We start from the raw sequence: 15,601 nt of genomic DNA, 5'->3' as shown, positions 1-15,601 counted from the left end.
AGGCAACTGCCTGCCGCAGCGGCCTTCCACCCGCTTGCGGTGGCCGCGACGGACGCGTCGCCGACGTCGCGGCTGTAGTCGCAGAGCTCTCGTCACACGCATGCCTCAAGACGCTGCTGCCCCGTACACACCACGGCCCCGTCTCGTCTCCGGTCCACCCTGGGTCCTTCCTACCGAACTTCCGTCCCGTGGCCCCTATTTCACCGCACCGCCGCCCTACCGCTTCGCCGGCAACTACCACGACCCCACCGGCCTCTACCACCTCAAGGCCCGCTACAACGACGCCAACATCGGCCGCTTCACCCAGCCCGACCCCTCCGGCCGCGAGAAGAACCCCTACCTCTACGCCGAAGGCGATCCAGTCAACCGCATCGACCCCGACGGCACGGCCTCCTGGGACGCGCTCGGCCCAGTCGGTGATCTCATCCAAGCCGGCAGCCACCTCGCGGAGGGCGACACCCGCGCCCTCTGGGGCGACGTGGCCGGATTCGCCGCAGGAGCCTTCGTCGCAGTCACCTGCGAAGCGGTCATGCTCGGTGGAAGCATCGCCACGGGCGGAGCCTCAGCCATCGCCGGCCAGGCCGTCTGCTACGCCGGAGCATGGGGCGCCAGTACGGGCGTCTCCCACCTCGTCGGCGGGTAACCCCATCACGCGGGAACGGCCCCGAACCGTTCCCACCCTCACAGAAGGACGGCCATCATGGCTCGACTCGGCTGGACCATGGAACAGCGGGCAGGCGTCAAGGCCTACAGCCGACTCTCCACCTTCTTCGCCGTGCTGTGCCTGGCCATCGGCATAGCGACCCTTGCCATGGGCAACGCGGCCGGCTGGGTACTGATCGGCCTGGCAGTCGTCCTGTGGACGGGACTGTTCCTGTTCCTCAGGTACACCAAGAAGTCCCAGCCCTGACACTCGAACCGTGGTCCCCTGGCTCACCGTCCGGGGGACCACCTGCCCGTAGTCCGTCTCCGACATCTGAGGTCGCTGCGCTGCACGTGACGGTGCCAGCGACAGCGGGACATGCCTACTCCACGTCGGTCCTGCCCTCCCGCCGGCTGCGCGGGTTCGCATACCGTGAGCGCATTACCGTGCTCGCGGCCTGGCCGGCGGCCAAGACGAACGCCTCCTCCCCTGCGGAGGGGCTGTACAGGCCCCCGCGGGACGGAGGTCCGGGCAGTGGTCCCGGCTGAGGCGGGGAGAGGGGCTGATCGGCGGGGCGGGACAGCGCGGTGGTGCCGGGGGCCGGACCGTTGTGGGTCCGCTTCCGGTGTGCGGCCTGGCGGCAGGCGTCCCCGCAGTACTTGCGTGGTCTGCCCTTGCCCGGTCCTCCGGTGAGAGCCGCACCGCAGTGCTCGCATTGTCACTCACAGAAATATCCACTCGTTACGAAAAGGCATCAGATGGGGTGGTCAGCGCCGGTTACGGCGTGGGCGTAGGTGCTTGACGACTGCAGCTCAGGACGAAGGCCACGCGTCGGCCCGCGCTGTCACAGGCGAGGTGGATCTTGCTGGTCAGCCCGCCTCGGGAGCGTCCAAGAGCGGGGCTCCGGAGCCCCCTCTCGGGCTGCGGCCGCGTGCTGGTGGGCCCGCGCGATGGTCGAGTCGACGCAGACGATCGACCAGTCGACCTCACCGGTCGCGTTGGAGTGCTGCTGGACGTGGGCCAGGAGCGACCGGACGGGCGCCGCCGACCGATCGGGGGCACCCGTGTGAGCCGTGTCATGTGGACAGGGGGGCGTCCGCCGTGAAACCGGTGGTGCGCAAGGCCTCCGCTCGCTGCGCCGCGGAGCCAACGGGGGAGAGCAGGCGCAGGACGGCGAGGAGGCCTTCCCAGGCGTCTCGGTGCCCCGCGTCGACCGCCGTACGGAGGGCGTCGCGCGCCTCGGTGAGCCGGCCCGTCTCCCGGTACAGGGCGCCGAGCAAGGCGTACGCGTCGGCGTCGCCCGTCTCCGTGCCACGGCGGTAGGCGTCCTCGGCCGCCGTGCGGTCCCCGGCCTCCTCCCGCACCCGCCCCAGTGCCGTCCAAGCGTCCGGCGCCCCGAGCGACACCGCCCGTTGCACCGCCCGCACCGAGCCGTCCCGGTCGCCCGCGCGTTCACGGATGCGGGCCAGCGCGGACCAAGCGGCGGGCGAGCCGTGGTCGGCGGCCCGGTCGGCGGCACGCTCCGCGCCCGTTCCGTCCTCGGCGGCCTGGCGCGCCCTGGCCAGCGCGAGCCACGCCTCGACGTCCCCGGCCCGCGCCGCCTCGCCCGCTGCCCGCTCCGCCCCGTCGTCCTCGCCCCGCCGCGTCCGCGCCTCCGCCAGCGCCGTCCAGGCGTCCGCGTCCCCCCGCAGCGCTGCCGACGCCGCGACCTCCTCCGCCGTACGGCTGTCGCCCCGCGCGTCCGCGAGCAGGGCGAGGTCGCGCCGCGCGGCCCCCGACCCCCGGTCGGCGGCGGCCCGGTACGCGGCCTCCGCCCCCGCCGGGTCGCCCGCCCGCACCCGCAGCCGGGCCAGCACCGACCAGCCCTCGGCGGCCCCCGCCGCCGCCCCGGCGACGGCCGCCCGCTCCGCGGCGCACCTGTCGCCCAGAGCCCAGTGCAGCCGGACCAGCTCCGCCCACGCCGGGATGACTCCGGCCGCCGCGGCACGGGCCGTGTGCTCCGCTGCCGCCGGGAGATGCCCGGCCCGCTCCGCCAGCCGGGCGAGGTCGAGCCACCCCCACGGGTCCCCGGAGTCCACCACCCGCCGGAACGCCCGCTCGGCCACCGCCGGGTCATCCGCCCGCATCCGTCCGAGGGCCTGCCACACCAGGGTGTGACCGGCGGCGGCCGCCTCCTCCGCCACCGCTTCGGCGTCTTCGGCCTCCCCGGCCGCCTGCCGCATCCGCGCCAGCGCCGCCCACGCCCACACATCCCCGAGCGCTGCCGTCCGTTCGTACGCGGCCCGCGCGCCCGGGCCGTCCCCGGCGTTCTCCCGGGCCACCGCCACAGCGGCCCAGGCCTGTGCGTCCGTTCCCGCGGTCTCCTCGGCGTCGGCCGGATACCCGGTCGTCTCCAGCAGCACCGCCCACGAGGCCCGCGCCCGGGGACTGCCCGCGGCGACGGCCTGTTCGAACAGCGCGAGGGCGTCGGCGTAGCGTCGCCGGTCCTCGGCGGCGCGGCCGAGCGCGTGGGCGTCGTCGCCCGTCCTGGCCCACCGCCCCGCTGCCCAGAAGCCCGCGGGCGGCGCCAGATGGGCGCGGACGCGCCGTACATGCTGTTCGAGATAGTCGTTCGGCCGATAGCCGTCGGGATTCCCCACCCCCGGTCCGAGCCGGTCGGCGATCAGCCCCGGCGGGCCCGCCTCCGTGGCCGTCAGCGAGCCGATCGCCGCCTCGAACCAGTCGTCGCCGACCGTTGCCCGCGTGGTGGAGTCCATGAACGCGGTGGCGGCCCCTTCAAGGAACTGGGGCGGTACGGCACTGGTGTGCCCGAGCCGACGCGCCTCGACGGCGGCGGTGAGGACCGCGTGCTCGGCGGCCGAGTACCAGTGGTCCGGGCCGTCTTCCCAGCGGCGGACCAGCTCCGGCCCCGTGGTCAGGTGCTGGAGCACCCGTCTGCCGCTGCCCGCTGCGCGCACGGCGGCCGCGAGGCGCGGATCGCGCGCGGCTGCCCTGGCCGTCTCCGGGAGATGCGCGGGCAGGGTGTCCGGGACGCCGATCGTCGCGTGCGGACTGGTGAGCAGCGTCCGCGCCTGGAAGTTGTCGTCGCCGCCGCCCCGCACGCCGCCGGTCAGCCGCCGTACGTGCTCGGGCCACAGCGTGCCCACGACGGCCAGTGGTGCCACCCGCTCCAGCAGCCGCCCCAGCGCGCGGGCCGCGGTCTCCCCGGCCGAACCGGTCAGATACCGCTGGGACTCGTTCAGCCAGAGCACGGTCCGCGCGTCGACACCGTCTTCCTCGACCCAGGTGGTCAGCTGCACGGCGTCGGCCGGGACGAGCACGGGCCACTCCGGCAGGGCCGCCCGTACGGCCTCGTAGGCGGCACGGGTCTTGCCGCTCGCCGAACGGCCCACCAGGACCACCAACACGCCCCGGTCGGCCACGGCGGCGTGGGCGAGCCGATGCCGCAGTGCCTCGTCGTGGGGCCGCCGCAGATACTCCGTCAGCGGAAGGTCGGCCGCACCGTCCGGCCCCGGCGCCGGGTGCACCCCGAGCGACACCGGGTCCCAGCGCTCCGCCGTCCGCAGCCCGGCCACCTGCTCCACCGCCGCCCGCTGCCACAACCCGCGCACACCGTCCACGACGCCGTCGGGGTCCTCGCCCGCCAGCACTCCCAGGGCGGAGGCGAGCGCGAGGGTCTCCCGGAGCGTGCCGGCGCCGCCGGGGGAGCCGAGCAGGCGGTCGATGTCGAGTCCGGTGAGGACGGGCGGGGCGGCGGTCTGGGCGTCCGGCGCGGTCTGCATGGTCTGCATGGTCTGTGCGGTCGCGGCTAGGGCGGCCTCGGACGGGGTTCCGGCGGCGCGGTACAGAGCGTGGAGGCGGCGGTTCAGGGTGCGCGCGGGCCCGGGAGGCAGGCGGGGCGGCGCGGGGGCCAGCCCGGCCCCGGGACGTCCGGTGCCGGAAGCGTCCTGTCCGTCGACCGTCGGCATCTGTGGTCTCCCCGTTGTTCTTGGCGTGACTTGTCTTCGTGGCGCTCCCGGCGTGCTCGGTGTTTCCCTTGCGCACGCCGTTCGCGTCGTTGTGACGCCGTGCCGTCAGAGCCGCCGGGTCTTGCGGACGACGTCCTCGACGGCGCGCTCCACGGTGTCGTGCAGGGCGAAGACGTTGGTGAGGCCGGTGATCCGGAAGATCTTCCGCAACCGTTCGTCCGTCAGCACCACGGCCAGGTCACCGCCCTGTGCCCGGGCACGTCGGCGAGCCGCCGTGATCACCAGCAGCCCCGTCGAATCGAGGAACGCCAGCCCCCGTAGATCCAGGACCAGTCGGTATCTGCCCTGGTTCGTCAGGTCGACAGACGCCGCGCGCAGGACGGAGGCGGTGTACACGCTCAGCACGTGGTTCGCGGGATCACTCCCCAACCGGACCACTGTGACCTCCTCGGAGAGGTGCTCGTACGTGATGTCCGGCTCCTGGTCGGGCGGTGTGATGTCCGGCGTCACCGCGGCCCCGCGGCCGTGCGCGCGAGCGCCTCCGCGGCGCGGGCGGCGTCCGGGTACACCCCGACCGCCCGGATCAGCCCCGTCACACGCAGGATCTTCGAGGTCCGTAGATCAGTGAGGACCAGGACCAGGTCACCGCCTTCCTTCCGGCACCGCTTCAGGCCGCCGAGGAGCACGCCGAGTCCTGTGCTGTCGAGGAAGGCCACGGAGGTCAGGTCGAGGATCAGCCGTACGTGCCCTTCGGAGATCAGGTCGATCAGCGCACCCCGGAGGGCCGGGGCGTTGTGGACGGTGACGGTTCCCGCCGCGCGGACGTGGGTGAGCGAGTCCGACAGATGAGTGTGGGACACGTCCAAGGCGTTGTCGGGGGTCACCGCGGTCCCGGCGCGGGCCGCCCGGCGCGGGCCAGGGCCTCGACCGCCTGGGGCACGCTCGCGCACCGACCGAGAGGGTCGTCCGCCGACCACACACTGGCCGGTAGACGGTCCCGTTCCTTGCGGTCGACCACCACCAGGCCGCCGCCGCGGTCCGCGCATCGCCGTGAGCCGTCCATGAGGACCGACAGCAGAATGCTGTTCACGTGGTTCGTTGCGGAGACGTCGACGATCAGTCTGACCCTGCCCTGGGCCATCAGGTCCGTGATCAGGGCCCGCAGTCCACCCATGGCACGGGGCGTCGCGATCTGGCCCGTCGTCATCAACGTCACCTGATCGGTGAGGTGTTCGGCCGCTGCCGTGTCGTTCTGGCCGTCGTGGTCGTCGTGCACGCGCTCCTCGTTCCGCAGATGCGCTCCCGAAGAAGTCAGCTTGCCACAGAACGGCACGCCGTCCGTGTCCGGGTGATCACGGGGAGTCGGAGAGGGCGGAGCGCGCCGCGGCGAGGAACACCTGCTGTGCTGCGGTGTGTTGACTGTCGGTCGCCGTAGTCGCCAGCGCCCCTTCCAGGGCTTCTCCCGCGTCGGCCACCTCGTCGGGGCCCTCCAGCCGTACCACGGTGAGCGCCTCCCGCAGGCCGGGCAGCGCGTCGCGGTAGGTGTCGGCGAGGGCTGCCGCGCCCGCCGTGCCGACCGCCGCCCGCCACGCCTGGCGGCGCTCGTGGACCAGATCGGCGCGGGCCAGGAACGCGACGTACGCGGCCCGCCGTACCGACCGCCGCGCGTCCGCCGCCTGCGCGTCCAGCGTCCGCGTGGCGACGGCGAGTTGGGCGTCGGCCTGGAGCCTGCCCGCCTCCCAGGCCGCGTCCGCCTGCCGCCGTCCCGCCTCCCACGCGGCGTCCGCCTGCCGCTGCCCGGCCGCCCAGGCGGCGTCCGCCTGCCGGGTCGCCGCGTCGACGCTGCCCCGGGCCTGGCGCTTCGCCGAGGCGAGCGTGAACCATCCGGTGAGCGCGCCTCCGGCCACCGCCCCTGCGACGGCCGCGCCCGCGGCGATCCACGCGGTCAGGACCTCGTTCGCCAACACTGTCCTCCAGAAGCACCTCGGTCAGAGCCACGTCGTCGGCACCGTGAACGATGCGCGTCCAGGGTAGTCGCCGTTGGGGTGACGGCCGAGGGTCGTCATGTCGGGCCGGACCAGAAGGAGGCCGGCAACGAGGGTCGCCACGAGGGGCGTTGCCCGCGCCGGTCCCGCTCCGTCTGCGGACCCCATCTGCCGGACAGTCGGCGGGGACGGGCACGAGGACGGCTTTCCGGGATGGCCGGAGCCGTCATCGTGGCGGGAGGCTTCGTGTTCGGCGCACCGGCCGCGTCGGTCTCCTCGTCGCCGTGCGGCGGGACAGGTCGCGGTGGGCTGGGGCCTCTCCCTAGGGTGTGGCTTGACGATCACCGGTCGAGCCGGAAGAGGGCGCCCGGCGAGGGGGAGGGCGGCCAGGGAGCCGTCGCCCGCCGCCTGCCGATCGCGAGGCGCCCACGCGTCGGGCGCCCGCCCCGTCCGTGACGTCGGAGCGCCATCCGTCGCCGAGCCGACAGCCCTCCCACGCCGCGGTGGAGGCCGCCGGGCCGAAAGGAACCGACGTCCGTGTGCACCACCTGTGCGTCAACCGGCGACGGGGGCACGAGCGTCGTCATCCAGTGCGCGGGAGCGGCGCGGGAGAGATCAGGGGCGGCGCGTGCCCGGAGGCAGGAGGGAGTCGGTGAAGGGGGTGGCGCCGTCCGGCCCTCGGCCGGAGGGCCGGACGGCGCCGGTCCGTGCGATCGGACGCCGCGGTCAGCCGTTGTACGGTGCGGCGACGTCGATGACCCAGGTGACTCCGAAGCGGTCGGTGAGCATGCCGTACAGGGGCGACCATTGCGCGGGCTTCAAAGGGCTCACTATGGTCGCGCCCTCACTGAGCTTCTCCCACAGCGCCGTGATCTCGTCGGTGTTTTCTCCCCGCAGTGACACGTAGAAGGAGTTCTCGCCGCGGTCCCAGCGCTGCCCGGACGGTACGTCGAAGGCCATGACGTGGAAGCCGCTGTCGCCGACGACCTCACCCCACATCACCCAGTCGGCCTCGCTCTCGACCTGTACGGCACCCGCGTCCTTGTAGGTGACGGCGGTGGTGCGTCCACCGAAGACGGACTGGTAGAAGTCCAGCGCCTCACGTGCGGTGCCCCGGAAGTTCAAGTGGGTGGTCGTGGTGACGGACATGGTTGCTCCTTGCGTGAGTGACCGGTGTGAAGGGGTGGTCGCAAGGATCGGTGTGGTGCTTCCCCCGCGACCTGTGAACAAGCGTGGCAGGGGTATAGGACAGTGAATGTCCTAGTCAGCGGGTGCGTTCGTAGTGGCGGCGCGCCTTCGCGCGGTTGCCGCAGACGGCCATCGAGCACCAGCGGGCACGGTTGGCGCGGCTGCGGTCGAGCAGGAACAGACGGCACTCGTCGTTGTCGCAGGGGCGCAGTCGGCCGGGCAGGTCCTCCTCGACGGCGGCCCAGGCGAGAACCACCTCGACGGGCAGCCGGGCGTGCGGGGGAGTCTCCAGCCTCCACCGCAGGCCCTCCGAAGTGATGTCCGGGACCTGGCGGACGTCTTCGAGGAGGGGGCGCAGCGCGGCGGGTGAGCCTTCTCTGCGGACCAGGTCCTGAAGGGCGTCCCGCGTCGCGCGCAGCAGCGCCAGTTCCGCGAGGCTGCCGTCACCGCCGTGTTCCCGGGCCCAGCGCCTGCCTTCGGCCGGATCGCCGAGCGCGTCCTGTTCCTCGCCGTTGACGAGCGGCCTGCTGTTGAGCAGGTCCAGCAGCGTGTCCATGGGGCACCGAGCCTTCTCTAACCGTATCGAGTCGTTTGACAGGTTAGCTCCTCGCGTGCTTGCATGACAGTCACCTAACCGGTTCGAGCTGTTGAAGGAGTTAGAAATGACCTCGGTGCATCACCGGACCGCCACCGTCGACGGCCATGAGATCTTCTACCGCGAAGCCGGTCGCCCCGACGCCCCCGCGATCGTCCTGCTGCACGGCTACCCCACCAGCTCGTTCATGTTCCGCGAGCTCATCCCGCTGCTGGCCGACGACTACCACGTGATCGCGCCGGACCACCTCGGCTTCGGCCACTCCGACGCCCCCGGTGTGGGGGAGTTCACCTACACCTTCGACGCCCTGGCCGACCTGACCTCCGGACTCCTCGACCAGCTCGGCCTGGACCGCTACGCCCTCTACGTCCAGGACTACGGAGCCCCCGTCGGATGGCGTCTCGCGCTCAAGCACCCCGAACGGATCTCCGCCCTCATCACCCAGAACGGCAACGGCTACGAGGACGGTTTCGTCGAGTCGTTCTGGACCGACGTCTGGGCCTACGGGGCGAACCCCGGCCCCGACACGGAGCCCGCCGTGCGCACCGCTCTGAGTGTGGACGCCATCTGCTGGCAGTACGTGCACGGCGTGCCCGACCCGAGCGTGGTCAACCCGGACACCTGGGAGCACGACTACGCGCTCGTGTCCCGTGAGGGCAACGACGAGGTCCAGCTGGCGCTGTTCCGCGACTACGCGAACAACCGCCCGCTCTACCCGCGGCTGCACGAGTTCCTCCGCACCAGCGAGGTCCCCGTGCTCGCCGTGTGGGGCCGCAACGACGAGATCTTCGGCCCGGACGGTGCGCGTGCCTTCGCCCGCGACGCCAAGGACGCGGAGGTGCACCTCATCGACGGCGGCCACTTCCTGCTGGAGAGCCACCTGGACGTCGTCGCGGGCTACGTGCGCGGCTTCCTCGGACGGGTGCTGGGATAGGCGGGGCCACGGGGTGTTCACAGCCCGGCCGGGTCCGGAGGGGGCGTCGTCGCCGGGTGGCGGCGCGGCGATGAGTCCGGGGGGGTTCGGCGGTCTACCTTCCGACCGATACCGCCGGCTCTGCGGAAGTGGGAACCATGGGACTCATCCACATCGAGATGTTCGCGACCCTCGACCTCGTCGGGCAGGCGCCCGGCGGTCCGGAGGAGGACCCGGAGGGATTCCCGTACGGCGGCTGGCAGGCGCCGCTGATGGACGAGGTCTCCGGTGCGCAGGTCGCCGCCGCCTACGAGGGCACGGACGCGCTGCTGCTCGGGCGGCGGACGTACGACATCTTCGCCGCGTACTGGCCGCACCAGGAGGGCGGCGAGGACAACGAGATCGCGCGGCTCTTCAACAGCATCCCGAAGTACGTGGCGTCGCGCGGTACGCCGGACCTGTCGTGGGCCGGGTCCACCCAGCTCGGTCCGGATCTGGCGGGCGCGGTGCGCGAGATCCGTGACCGGCACGAGAACATCAAGGTCGTCGGGAGCCTGGACCTCGTGCAGAGCCTCCTGCGCGAGAAGCTCTTCGACCGGCTCGACCTGTGGGTGCACCCGATCGTGCTGGGCGTCGGCAAGAAGGTGTTCGACGACGGCGCCGTCCCCACGAACGTCACCCTGGTCCAGCCGCCCGCCGTCAGCACCAAGGGCACGGTCCACCTGCGGTACGGGCTCGCCGAGGGCGTTCCCGGCACGGGGGACATGAGCGCACCGGACCGGGGGCTCGGGCAGGGGAACTGAGCCAGGTGAGGGGGGGGAGGGGAGGGCGGTGCGTGGCGCGTCGGATGCCCGTGAGGACGGGAGTCAACGACGGGCGCGGGACTTGCGGGCCGGTGCCTCTTCCTCCTCTTCGGCCTCCTCCTCCTCTTCCTCCTCCGGCTCTTCCTCCTCGTCGAATTCCTCGTCCGGTTCTTCGTCGTCCTCGTACTCCTCCTCCGCTTCCTCTCCGTCGTCCTCGCTCTCTCCGTCGTACGGTTCGTCCTCGAACTCGTCTTCCTCGTCCGCCTGTTCGTCGGTTCCCCCGGTCGCCTCGTCCTCGTCGTCCGCGGCGCCCTCCTCCTGCTCAGCGTCCTCCGCTTCCTCCGCCTCGATCGCCTCCTCGTGGGTGCGTACCACCTCGCCGTCCCTGATCTCGCCCCGCCAGCCCTCCGGGTCGTTCTCGGCGAAGGTGACGTAGCGCTGGTAGTGCTTGAAGTCGAGGCGCAGGCGCCTGCCTTGGGCACGCCAGAGGTTGCCCGTCTTCTCGAAGAAGCCCGAGGGGTAGTACTCCACGACCAGGACGACCCGGGTGAGGGTCGGGCCGAGTTCGTGGAAGGAGACGCAGCCGCGGGTGGAGCCCTTGGCGCCCTCCGACGTCCACACGATGCGGTCGTCGGGGACCTGTTCCTGGACGGTGGCCTTCCAACCCCGGGTCGAGGGGCCGACCTTGACCTTCCAGTCGCTCGTCGTCTCGTCCCCCTGCGACACGCTGCGCACACCCTTGGCGAACGAGCTGAACTGCTCGTAGTCCGTCCAGTGGTCGTACGCGGTGCGCAACGGCACTCCCACGTCCAGTACTTCGACGATGTTCATCACCTTGGTGCTCCCGGCCTTCCGGCTCCCGCCGCCGCCCCCGCCGACGACCTCCTTCGCCTTGCCGAGCAGGCTGTCCTTCAGCCCCTTGGCCTTCTCGCTCACGAACGCCTTGACCGGAGACTCGCCCTTGAGCGCGCGCAGCCCCGCCTTGGGCACCGCTCCACCGCCCTCGGCGGCGCCGGTGAGGTTGTCGGTGAGGTCGGCGAGACGTTCGCCCGCCCGCTCGGCGAGCGCGTTCACCTGCGCCGTCACGTGGGCGACGAGTTCGTCCTTGAGCAGGTCCAGGCCGGAAGCCGGGGCGGCCTCCTCGCGTTGTCCGGTGGCCATGGCGCTACCTCCGCCGCGATGTCGTCTTCTTGGCGGCCGTCTTCCTGGCCGAGGCCGGCTTACGGGCCGCCGTCCCGCCCGCCGAACCCGAGGAAGCGGTCTTCTTCGCGGGCGCCCTCTTGGCCGGGGCCTTCCTCGCGGCCGCCTTCTTCGCGGGGGCCTTCTTGGCGGGTGCCCGCTTCGCCGCCGTGGCCTTCTTCGCCGGTGCCTCGGCGGGAGCCCTCTTGGCGGGGGCCTTCTTCGCGGGAGCCTTCCTCGCCGCTGTCCTCGCCCGCTTCGGGGGAGCGGGCTCCTCCTCTTCTTCCTCCTCGTCCTCCTCTTCCTGCTCCTCGGCGTCCTCCGGCTCGTCCTCCTCCTCGTCGTAGTCCGAGGGCTCGTCCTCGTCGTACTCCCCGTCCTCGTCGTATTCGGCGTTCTCGGAGTTCTCGTCGTCCTCCTCGTCGGGGATCGCGTCAGCCTCGTCCGCTTCTTCCGTCTCGTCCGTCTCCTCGTCGTCCTGGAGGGCGCTGCCGTCCAGCTTCAGGGTGCGCTGGTGCAGCGAGTCCGCGAGGCCCTTCAGGCGGCGGTCCGCGGTGGCCGACAGGGCCGCGCGTCCCGCCTCGAAGACCTCACCCCTGAGCTGATCACCCAGCTCGGAGACCTGGGGCACGGTGGCCAGCCGCTTGACGCCCTCCTCCACCAGCTTCTTGGGGTCGAGATTGCGTCCGGCGACGAGTCCCATCACCGTCAGAGCGAGTCGGCCCTTCTTGGTCCTTCCGAGTACGTAGCCGCCCGCGACCGCGGCTGCGAGAGCGATCTTGGTGGTGTCGTCCATCGGGAATCCCTTCAGCGGGGCACGGGGCTCGTCGGCGCCCACCGGGTGCGTTCACCCGTTTGCCACTCACTCCAGTGCCCCAGCGGGCAAGATTCATCCACTTATGGTGCAATTGTCTGTTTTTCTCGGTGGGGGCGGGTACCCGGTCCGGGCACTCACCGACCCCGAGGACCACCATGCCCACCCCGCACCGTTCCGGAGACGACCACGGCACCCCCGCCCGCCCCCGCGCGAAGCGCCCCGCACCGTCCCGTGGCACTCACGACGCCGCCCGCGCCATGCGGTCCGCGGCGGCCCGTCTCCAGGAGCTGCTGGGGCGGACCCCCGAGTCGGTCACCGCCCTCCGGCGCACCCCGGACGGCTGGGAGGCGGACGTGGACGTCGTGGAGCTGGAGCGCGTCCCCGAGACGACCAGCGTCCTCGGCAGCTACCACGTCACCCTCGACCACGACGGCGAACTGGTCGGCTACGAACGCACCCGGCGCTACACCCGAGGACAGATCGACCGGCCCGGCTGACACCGCCGTCCGGTCCCGAAGGGAGGCACCCATGACCGTGGTGCCGCAGAGCAGCAGCGCACCGCAAGGACGGGGCGGCAGCCTGTACGACGTACTCGAACTCATCCTGGACCGGGGCCTCGTCATCGACGTGTTCATCCGGGTCTCCCTGGTGGGCATCGAGATCCTCAAGATCGACATCCGCATCGTGGTGGCCAGCGTCGACACCTACCTGCGGTTCGCCGAGGCATGCAACCGGCTCGACCTGGAGTCCGGGAACAACGCCCCTTCCCGGCTGACCGACATCGTGGGCGACACCGTCGAGAGCGGCGCCAAGGGAAAGTCCAAGGGAGCCCTCTCCGGGGCTGTGGAGGCAGTCTCCGACTCCCTGACCGGCAGATCACGCGAGGAGGGCGACAAGGAAGACGACGAGCCCGAAGAGGAGGCCGAGCCCGTCGAGCGTCCCCGCCGCGCGGCCCGTAAACCCGCCCGGCGCAGCCGCACGACGTCCCGGGAGAGGGAGTAGACGATGAGCGTGTACGTGTATGCCGTCGTCGACGCCGGGCACCGGACGGCCCTGGACGGCCTCTCGGGTGTCGGCGATCCGCCCGCCGCCCTCCGGGTCGTGGACGGGGGCGGACTCCGCGCCGTCGTCAGCGACGCCCCGGACGGCCTGCGGCCGAAGCGGCGCGACCTCCAGGCGCACCAACGGGTCCAGGAGAGCCTCCTGCGCGCGGGTGCCGTCCTGCCGTTGCGGTTCGGCCTGGTGGCCCCCGACGACGAGGCGGTACGGCAGGCGCTGGCGGAGCGTGCCCCCCAGTACACCGAGCGTCTGCACTCCGTCAGGGACTGCGCCGAGTACAACCTCAAGGTGCGGCAGGACGAGGAGCCGCTGCTGCGGGGGATACTGGAGTCCTCCGCGGAGGCACGTGGGCTGAACCAGGACATCCGCGACGGCCGGGCCGGGCCCGACGCGCCGGTCCGCCTCGGGGAGATCGTCGCAGGCGAGGTGCTCGCGCGGCAGCGGGCGCTGGGCGCCGGGATCGTCGAGGCGCTCCGCCCGTTCTCCCGGGAGTTGCGCACCGGGCAGCCCACCGGTGAGGACTTCCTCAATGTGTCGCTGCTCGTGCCCGGTGAGCACGAGGAGACCTTCCTGACCACCGAGTCGAGCGTGGCCGACCAGATGGGCGAGGACTTCGAGTTCCGCCTCAACGGTCCGCTGCCCCCGTACAGCTTCGTCTGACGTTCCCCACTCTTTCGAATTCTTCCCAATTCTTTCGAATTCTTTCGAGGAGGCGGTCCCATGGGACTGTTCACGCAGCTCGTCACCCTGCCCCTGGCCCCGGTGCGTGGCGTCGTGTGGGTCGCCGACCAGGTGCGGGAGGCGGCGGAACGGGAGTACCGCGACCCCGCTCCGGTCCACCGTGCCCTCGCCGACCTGGAGCGCAGGCTCGTGGCCGGAGAGATCGACGAGGAGACGTTCGACCGTGAGGAGGACGTCCTGCTCGACCGGCTCGACGCCCTGCGCCCCCCGCCCGACACCCAGGGCCGCTGAGCCCGGAAGGCTGGTGTCCGTCGTGACCGAACCGACGACCGGGGGCCTCGGCCCCTACCCGAGCCGGGCGGTGTCCCCGTATCCCCAGGGGGCGCCCTATCCCCAGGGATCGTCCGCGAACCTCGCCGACATCCTGGAGCGCGTGCTGGACAAGGGGATCGTGATCGCCGGTGACATCCGGATCGACCTGCTGGACATCGAACTGCTCACCATCCGAGTGCGGTTGCTCGTGGCCTCCGTCGACAAGGCGAAGGAGATGGGCATCGACTGGTGGGAACACGACCCGTCGCTCTCCTCCCGCGCCCGGCCCGCCCGCGAACTGCCGGAAGGCGACGTCGCCCGCGACTCCCTCGCGGAGGAGAACGAGCGGCTCCGCGCGGAGATCGAGTCCCTGCGGCGCGGAGCGTCGACACCGGTGGAGAGCGCGGACGAGTCGCGTCCGGCCCGCCGCGCCGACGACGGCGGACCGCCCCGGCGGCGGAGGGCGGCGCCGTGACCGCCGACGCCCGGGACGCCGTGGCCACCGACGCCGGAGGCGAGTTGGTCACGTACGCCTACGCCGTCACGCGCACGGCCCACGGCCTGACCGACGCGGTGACCGCGCTGACGGGGGTCGCCGAGGCGCCCGTACGCGTCGTCCGGGAGCCCGCCGCACCCGGCCTGGCGATCGCCGTCAGCCCCGTCCCCGCACGCGACTTCGACGAATCCGCGCTGCGCCGCAATCTGGAGGACCTGGACTGGCTCGCGGCGGTCGCCCGCGCGCACCACGCCGTCGTGGACGCCCTGGCCACCGTCACCGTCGTCCTGCCCCTGCGCCTCGCCACCGTCTACCTCGACGACCCGAGCGCGGGCCGGGTGCTCGGCGAGCGGGGGCCCGCCCTCGCCGCGGCACTGGACCGGCTGGCAGGGCACGAGGAATGGGGGGTGAAGGTCTACGCCGTGAAGGGTGGGGAGCCGGTCCCGGCGGCAGGGGCCGAGGCGGGGCGCGCGCGGGGCTCGCCCGCCCCGCCCTCGGCTTCCCCGGCGCCGTCGGCGGACCCGTCGGTCGCCTTCCCGGCAGGCGATTCCCCGACGCCGGGCCGTACGTATCTCCGGCGGCGCCGCGCCCAGGAGGACGCGCGTGAAGCCGTGCACCGGGCGGCCGTGACCGCGGCGGCGCGCGTGGAGAGCGCGGCGGCCCCGTACGCCGCGGCGCGGGCCCGGCACCGCCCGCAGAGCGGGTCACTCGCCGCGACGACGGACGAGAACGTCGTGAACGACGCCTACCTCGTGCCGGTCGCGTGCGGGCTCCCCTTCCGTGAGTCCGTCGCACGGGCGGCGGACGGCCTCGACGGTGTCCGGGTGACCGTCACCGGCCCGTGGGCCCCCTACTCGTTCACGGGAGAAGTGCCCGTCGGGGCCGACGCCCCCGGCGGGGCGGGCGGCGGTGGTCGCACGTGACGTACGACGGCCTCCCCTTCCCGCCGGCCGGGCCTGCGC

General features: G+C 72.6%; 19 protein-coding genes and 1 pseudogene. 10 read left to right on the top strand and 10 right to left on the bottom strand.

The features are described from left to right. Window positions 1-100 precede the first annotated feature (100 nt). Both ACIQPQ_RS10735 and ACIQPQ_RS10730 read left to right on the top strand, forming a co-directional pair. Window positions 101-643: an RHS repeat-associated core domain-containing protein gene (locus tag ACIQPQ_RS10735; RefSeq protein ID WP_401302420.1), complete on the top strand. Its 543-nt coding sequence runs from the start codon at window positions 101-103 to the stop codon at window positions 641-643. Between the two features lie 57 nt (window positions 644-700). Continuing rightward, window positions 701-910, top strand: coding sequence for a hypothetical protein (locus tag ACIQPQ_RS10730; protein ID WP_401302418.1), 210 nt, complete (start codon window positions 701-703; stop codon window positions 908-910). Between the two features lie 543 nt (window positions 911-1,453). Here the strand turns inward: ACIQPQ_RS10730 and ACIQPQ_RS10725 are convergent. From ACIQPQ_RS10725 to ACIQPQ_RS10690, 8 genes and pseudogenes are all read right to left on the bottom strand, one after another. Beyond that, window positions 1,454-1,670: pseudogene (locus ACIQPQ_RS10725) on the bottom strand (IS5/IS1182 family transposase); the annotation flags it as partial. Window positions 1,671-1,719: 49 nt separating this feature from the next. Continuing rightward, entirely contained in the window at window positions 1,720-4,611 is a 2,892-nt protein-coding gene (locus ACIQPQ_RS10720; protein ID WP_401302416.1) for a hypothetical protein, read from the bottom strand. A 105-nt stretch (window positions 4,612-4,716) separates the two neighbouring features. Then, window positions 4,717-5,121, bottom strand: a complete 405-nt coding sequence (locus tag ACIQPQ_RS10715) for an anti-sigma factor antagonist (protein ID WP_401302414.1) — start codon at window positions 5,119-5,121, stop codon at window positions 4,717-4,719. Beyond that, the gene (locus ACIQPQ_RS10710) at window positions 5,118-5,471 is read right to left on the bottom strand and encodes an STAS domain-containing protein (RefSeq protein ID WP_401302412.1); all 354 of its coding nucleotides are present in this window, start codon (window positions 5,469-5,471) and stop codon (window positions 5,118-5,120) included. Before ACIQPQ_RS10710 ends, ACIQPQ_RS10715 begins: the two co-directional genes overlap by 4 nt. A gap of 20 nt (window positions 5,472-5,491) precedes the next feature. Next, window positions 5,492-5,887, bottom strand: coding sequence for a hypothetical protein (locus ACIQPQ_RS10705; protein ID WP_401302410.1), 396 nt, complete (start codon window positions 5,885-5,887; stop codon window positions 5,492-5,494). A gap of 76 nt (window positions 5,888-5,963) precedes the next feature. Next, entirely contained in the window at window positions 5,964-6,575 is a 612-nt protein-coding gene (locus ACIQPQ_RS10700; RefSeq protein ID WP_401302408.1) for a hypothetical protein, read from the bottom strand. A gap of 747 nt (window positions 6,576-7,322) precedes the next feature. Beyond that, window positions 7,323-7,745: a VOC family protein gene (locus ACIQPQ_RS10695; RefSeq protein WP_401302406.1), complete on the bottom strand. Its 423-nt coding sequence runs from the start codon at window positions 7,743-7,745 to the stop codon at window positions 7,323-7,325. Window positions 7,746-7,860: 115 nt separating this feature from the next. After that, window positions 7,861-8,340 (bottom strand): CGNR zinc finger domain-containing protein, encoded by a 480-nt coding sequence (locus tag ACIQPQ_RS10690; RefSeq protein WP_401302404.1) that lies wholly within the window; start codon window positions 8,338-8,340, stop codon window positions 7,861-7,863. Window positions 8,341-8,446: 106 nt separating this feature from the next. On the opposite strand from ACIQPQ_RS10690, the gene ACIQPQ_RS10685 reads away from it, so the two are divergent. Both ACIQPQ_RS10685 and ACIQPQ_RS10680 read left to right on the top strand, forming a co-directional pair. Then, the gene (locus ACIQPQ_RS10685) at window positions 8,447-9,313 is read left to right on the top strand and encodes an alpha/beta fold hydrolase (RefSeq protein ID WP_401302403.1); all 867 of its coding nucleotides are present in this window, start codon (window positions 8,447-8,449) and stop codon (window positions 9,311-9,313) included. A 137-nt stretch (window positions 9,314-9,450) separates the two neighbouring features. Further along, window positions 9,451-10,095, top strand: a complete 645-nt coding sequence (locus ACIQPQ_RS10680) for a dihydrofolate reductase family protein (protein WP_401302401.1) — start codon at window positions 9,451-9,453, stop codon at window positions 10,093-10,095. Window positions 10,096-10,158: 63 nt separating this feature from the next. Here the strand turns inward: ACIQPQ_RS10680 and ACIQPQ_RS10675 are convergent, their stop codons facing one another. Together ACIQPQ_RS10675 and ACIQPQ_RS10670 are read right to left on the bottom strand one after the other, a co-directional pair. After that, the gene (locus ACIQPQ_RS10675; RefSeq protein ID WP_401302399.1) at window positions 10,159-11,256 is read right to left on the bottom strand and encodes an SRPBCC family protein; all 1,098 of its coding nucleotides are present in this window, start codon (window positions 11,254-11,256) and stop codon (window positions 10,159-10,161) included. Between the two features lie 4 nt (window positions 11,257-11,260). After that, window positions 11,261-12,070 carry a histone protein gene (locus ACIQPQ_RS10670; RefSeq protein ID WP_401302397.1) on the bottom strand — a complete coding sequence of 270 codons (810 nt, stop codon included), beginning with the start codon at window positions 12,068-12,070 and terminating at the stop codon, window positions 11,261-11,263. Between the two features lie 176 nt (window positions 12,071-12,246). Here ACIQPQ_RS10670 and ACIQPQ_RS10665 point away from each other — a divergent pair, with 176 nt between their 5' ends. The 6 genes from ACIQPQ_RS10665 to ACIQPQ_RS10640 are packed head-to-tail and all read left to right on the top strand — an operon-like array spanning window position 12,247 to window position 15,562. Then, complete coding sequence (locus ACIQPQ_RS10665; protein WP_401302396.1) at window positions 12,247-12,588, top strand: gas vesicle protein; 342 nt, start codon at window positions 12,247-12,249, stop codon at window positions 12,586-12,588. 31 nt (window positions 12,589-12,619) lie between these two features. Then, window positions 12,620-13,093 (top strand): gas vesicle structural protein GvpA, encoded by a 474-nt coding sequence (locus tag ACIQPQ_RS10660; protein ID WP_401302394.1) that lies wholly within the window; start codon window positions 12,620-12,622, stop codon window positions 13,091-13,093. A 3-nt stretch (window positions 13,094-13,096) separates the two neighbouring features. Next, window positions 13,097-13,810 (top strand): GvpL/GvpF family gas vesicle protein, encoded by a 714-nt coding sequence (locus ACIQPQ_RS10655; protein ID WP_401302392.1) that lies wholly within the window; start codon window positions 13,097-13,099, stop codon window positions 13,808-13,810. A 60-nt stretch (window positions 13,811-13,870) separates the two neighbouring features. After that, entirely contained in the window at window positions 13,871-14,122 is a 252-nt protein-coding gene (locus ACIQPQ_RS10650) for a gas vesicle protein GvpG (protein WP_401302391.1), read from the top strand. A 22-nt stretch (window positions 14,123-14,144) separates the two neighbouring features. Next, on the top strand, window positions 14,145-14,618 hold the full coding sequence (locus ACIQPQ_RS10645) for a gas vesicle protein (protein ID WP_401302389.1): 474 nt from the start codon (window positions 14,145-14,147) through the stop codon (window positions 14,616-14,618). Next, window positions 14,615-15,562, top strand: coding sequence for a GvpL/GvpF family gas vesicle protein (locus ACIQPQ_RS10640; protein WP_401302387.1), 948 nt, complete (start codon window positions 14,615-14,617; stop codon window positions 15,560-15,562). The genes ACIQPQ_RS10645 and ACIQPQ_RS10640 overlap by 4 nt, the downstream gene beginning before the upstream one ends. Window positions 15,563-15,601 lie beyond the last annotated feature (39 nt).

It is taken from the genome of Streptomyces sp. NPDC091281 (assembly GCF_044757425.1).
Lineage (GTDB): Bacteria > Actinomycetota > Actinomycetes > Streptomycetales > Streptomycetaceae > Streptomyces.
Note: the sequence above shows the minus strand (reverse complement) of the source record. Positions and strands in the feature narration are given on the sequence as shown.

What these genes read in the sequence shown, in the direction of transcription:
- ACIQPQ_RS10735 (WP_401302420.1), top strand. Translation starts at nt 101, where the DNA reads ATGCCTCAAGACGCTGCTGCCCCGTACACACCACGGCCCCGTCTCGTC.
- ACIQPQ_RS10730 (WP_401302418.1), top strand. Translation starts at nt 701, where the DNA reads ATGGCTCGACTCGGCTGGACCATGGAACAGCGGGCAGGCGTCAAGGCC.
- ACIQPQ_RS10720 (WP_401302416.1), bottom strand. Translation starts at nt 4,611, where the DNA reads ATGCCGACGGTCGACGGACAGGACGCTTCCGGCACCGGACGTCCCGGG.
- ACIQPQ_RS10695 (WP_401302406.1), bottom strand. Translation starts at nt 7,745, where the DNA reads ATGTCCGTCACCACGACCACCCACTTGAACTTCCGGGGCACCGCACGT.
- ACIQPQ_RS10690 (WP_401302404.1), bottom strand. Translation starts at nt 8,340, where the DNA reads ATGGACACGCTGCTGGACCTGCTCAACAGCAGGCCGCTCGTCAACGGC.
- ACIQPQ_RS10685 (WP_401302403.1), top strand. Translation starts at nt 8,447, where the DNA reads ATGACCTCGGTGCATCACCGGACCGCCACCGTCGACGGCCATGAGATC.
- ACIQPQ_RS10680 (WP_401302401.1), top strand. Translation starts at nt 9,451, where the DNA reads ATGGGACTCATCCACATCGAGATGTTCGCGACCCTCGACCTCGTCGGG.
- ACIQPQ_RS10675 (WP_401302399.1), bottom strand. Translation starts at nt 11,256, where the DNA reads ATGGCCACCGGACAACGCGAGGAGGCCGCCCCGGCTTCCGGCCTGGAC.
- ACIQPQ_RS10670 (WP_401302397.1), bottom strand. Translation starts at nt 12,070, where the DNA reads ATGGACGACACCACCAAGATCGCTCTCGCAGCCGCGGTCGCGGGCGGC.
- ACIQPQ_RS10665 (WP_401302396.1), top strand. Translation starts at nt 12,247, where the DNA reads ATGCCCACCCCGCACCGTTCCGGAGACGACCACGGCACCCCCGCCCGC.
- ACIQPQ_RS10660 (WP_401302394.1), top strand. Translation starts at nt 12,620, where the DNA reads ATGACCGTGGTGCCGCAGAGCAGCAGCGCACCGCAAGGACGGGGCGGC.
- ACIQPQ_RS10655 (WP_401302392.1), top strand. Translation starts at nt 13,097, where the DNA reads ATGAGCGTGTACGTGTATGCCGTCGTCGACGCCGGGCACCGGACGGCC.
- ACIQPQ_RS10650 (WP_401302391.1), top strand. Translation starts at nt 13,871, where the DNA reads ATGGGACTGTTCACGCAGCTCGTCACCCTGCCCCTGGCCCCGGTGCGT.